We start from the raw sequence: 3313 nt of genomic DNA on the forward strand, positions 1-3313 counted from the left end.
CCCTTGCCTTCGGCTATATCCTTCCCACTACCGGGCGGATTCGGGACTTTAACCCATTAGAAACGTGCGCCGCTAGGCGCACAACAAAAAGGTATAACGATTGCTCGCTATACCTTAAAAATCCTATGACAGACTCCATGTATAGCTTGCGTTATACATGAGTCTCGCATTTTAAAACAAGCCAGGCTTCCCGCCAGTATGTTGACTTGTTGCGCTTTCGCGTATGCTACTCCCTCACTGCTCTTAAGGAGTTTCCCATAAAAGCACGAGGTTAGTCAATTCTAACAGCATTTCAGACTGTTTTTCTTCCCATACAGAATAGAATGAAGAAAGCCACTTTTCCTCTTGAAAACTTTATGGAACAATGATGAAACCATTTTCGCAAAGATTTATTCAAACGAAAAAACATTCAGTCCGGTCTGTCCCTTTAAGTCTTCCTGTCTTCCCACCTTGCCGGGCAGGGTATGAAGGAAGATTTCTCCCGTTCCGGAAATTCTACATTTTTTCAAATGTCCTCCTATGCCTCTAAGCTCTTCATCACAAGCATTGGCATGGATGTGCAAATAGGGCTTTCCGTCCTTTTCCGTTACAGAGCCGACTAAAGAGGTAACTTCCATTTCCCCGGTAAACTCCTTGGGATAGTATTTCTTCTCGGAAACATTATAAAGCCCCACTTCCATACAATCGGAAGCACCGATTCCGGAAATGCTGGCTAAGGCAATGCCCTCCTTCTCACAAAGGTTTGTAAGACATTCCATCACTTCCTCCCCCCTGTCTAAACGTACCACATAATCCTCTCCGATTTTCCGAAACTCCATAGAATCTCCTTTCCCTTCTCTCAAACTTAAGTTATTTAGCGTAACGCCGTGAACAGTTTTCTTTTACAGTATAACACTGTGATTAGTTTTCCTTTACAGTATAACGCTGTGAACAGTTTTTTTCTATCTCACTCAGGAAAATGCGTATGGTTCCTTAGGAAAATACATATAATCGATTTATTCTCGGGCGCCTTTTCTGCTTCGGGAAAATCTCGGCGATTCTCTTTCGGAAAAAACAAAGCTATTGTATACTTAGGCAGACTTTTTGAAGCAGTTTTGGAACATAAAAAGCTATTTCTTCCTTAATAAAAGAAATGCGTTTTTCAAGTATATGACAGCATCCTACAAGGAAGAAATCAAAAAAAGGAGAAGAGCAAAAAAATGGATATTATTCAGAAAATCAGCGAGGATTTGTCCTTAAAGAAAAAACAGGTAGAGGCAGCAGTACAGCTTTTGGATGAAGGAAATACCGTCCCCTTTATTGCCCGCTATCGTAAGGAGCTAACCTCCGGTTTAAATGATGAAGAGCTACGAAATCTGGAGGAAAAGCTGCAATATCTTCGGAAGCTGGAGGAGCGAAGAGAAAGTATTCTCCATAGCATTGAAGAGCAGGGAAAATTAACAGAGGAATTGAAAAAGGAAATCCTGGCCGCAGATACCGCCGTTCGTCTGGAGGACCTGTACCTTCCCTATAAGCCCAAGCGAAGAACCAGAGGCATGATTGCCAGAGAAAAGGGGCTGGAAGGACTGGCGAAGGCTCTTCTTCTCCCCTGCGATAATCCGGAAGCCGAGGCGGAAAAGTATATTTCTCCGGAAAAAGAAGTGCTGACTGCTACCGATGCCTTAAACTACGCCAAGGATATTTTGGCGGAGGACTTCTCCGAGGATGCCCGCTTAAGAGAATGGATTCGAAACAAGAGCCTGAAGGAGGGCTTCATTTGCTCTTCTCTAAAGGAAAAGGAGGAAACGCCGGAAAGTAAGACATATGAAAATTACTTTTCCTACGAGGAAAAAGTGCAATCCATTCCGGGACACCGTATTTTGGCTTTAAATCGTGGGGAAAAGGAAAAAATTCTCAGCGTAAAGCTCCGTTTTCCTGAAGAAGAAATCCTTCATTATATAGAGGAGCAGGTGCAAGTCAGCAAGAAAGGAAAATGCAGGCCTTATCTGGAGGAAGCCATTGCCGACTCCTACAAGCGTCTGATTGCCCCCTCTATTGAGACGGAAATCCGAAACATTTTGACCGAAAAGGCGGAGGACGGAGCCATCCTGGTTTTCTCCGACAACTTAAAGCAGCTTTTGATGCAGGCACCCATTACCGGAAAGGTCGTGCTGGGCTGGGATCCGGGCTTTCGTACCGGCTGTAAAATCGCCGTGGTGGATGCCACCGGAAAGGTACTGGATACCACCGTCATTTATCCCACCCCTCCTAAAAATCAGGTGAAGGAGTCTATGGCAAAAATCCACCAGCTGATTCAAAAGCACCATGTGGATATTATCGCTTTGGGAAATGGAACCGCCTCCAGAGAATCGGAAAAGGTGATTTCCGACTATTTAAAGGAGCAAAAGAGTCCTGTAAAATATGTGATTGTCAATGAAGCAGGGGCCTCCGTATATTCTGCCAGCAAGCTTGCCACAGAAGAATTTCCCAATTTTGATGTGGGAGAAAGAAGCTCCACCTCCATGGCAAGGCGTTTGCAAGACCCCTTGGCGGAGCTTGTGAAAATTGATCCCAAGTCCATCGGCGTGGGACAGTATCAGCACGATATGAACCAAAGTAAGCTTACAGAGCAGTTAAACAAGGTGGTGGAGGACTGTGTAAATAAGGTAGGGGTAGACTTAAACACCGCCTCCGCCTCTCTCCTATCCTACATTTCCGGAATCAGCAAGACTATTGCCAAAAATATTGTGGCTTTCCGGGAAGAAAACGGTGCCTTCAAGTCTCGAAAAGAGCTTTTAAAGGTGGCCAAGTTAGGACCAAAGGCCTTTGAGCAGAGTGCCGGATTCCTCAGAATCCGTGGGGGAAAAGAGCTTTTGGATATGACCTCCGTACATCCCGAGTCCTACAGCGTAGCGAAGGAAATGCTGGCATTAGCGGGAATTGCGGAGAATGAACTCCTTTTCGGAAAAGGCAAGGAAATGGGAAAAATCCTTTCTTCTCTCCCCGGTGGATTAAAGGGCGTAGAGCAGAAACTTTCCGTAGGAGAATATACCTTAAAGGACATTATTGAAGCTTTGGCAAAGCCGGGAAGAGACCCAAGAGAAGATGTTCCCGCCCCCATCCTTCGAGAGGATGTGCTGGAACTGGAAGATTTAAAAGAAGGCATGGTTCTACAGGGAACCGTGAGAAATGTCATTGACTTCGGTGCCTTTGTGGATATCGGGGTGCATCAGGACGGCCTTGTGCATATTTCCGCCCTGTCCAAGAAATTTGTGAAGCATCCTTTGGATGTGGTAAAGCTTGGGGATATAGTGAAGGTGAAGGTCTTGTCTGT

At 45.2% G+C, this 3313-nt stretch carries 2 protein-coding genes; one reads left to right on the forward strand and one right to left on the reverse strand.

What is annotated here, in order from left to right; genetic code table 11:
* Positions 1 to 389: 389 nt before the first annotated feature.
* A complete protein-coding gene (locus tag RYO92_RS11065; protein WP_007156957.1) occupies positions 390 to 818 on the reverse strand; it encodes a PPC domain-containing DNA-binding protein in 429 nt (142 codons plus the stop codon).
* Between the two features lie 381 nt (positions 819 to 1199).
* Between RYO92_RS11065 and RYO92_RS11070 the strand changes: the two genes are divergently transcribed.
* Positions 1200 to 3313: Tex family protein (locus RYO92_RS11070; RefSeq protein ID WP_315370414.1), on the forward strand; the 2114-nt coding region annotated here is incomplete at its 3' end.

It is taken from the genome of Oribacterium sinus, from assembly GCF_963553175.1.
GTDB classification, from domain to species: Bacteria; Bacillota; Clostridia; order Lachnospirales; family Lachnospiraceae; genus Oribacterium; species Oribacterium sinus_B.

Excerpts from the sequence above, each read along its gene's own strand:
- RYO92_RS11065 (WP_007156957.1), bottom strand. The coding sequence starts at position 818 with ATGGAGTTTCGGAAAATCGGAGAGGATTATGTGGTACGTTTAGACAGG.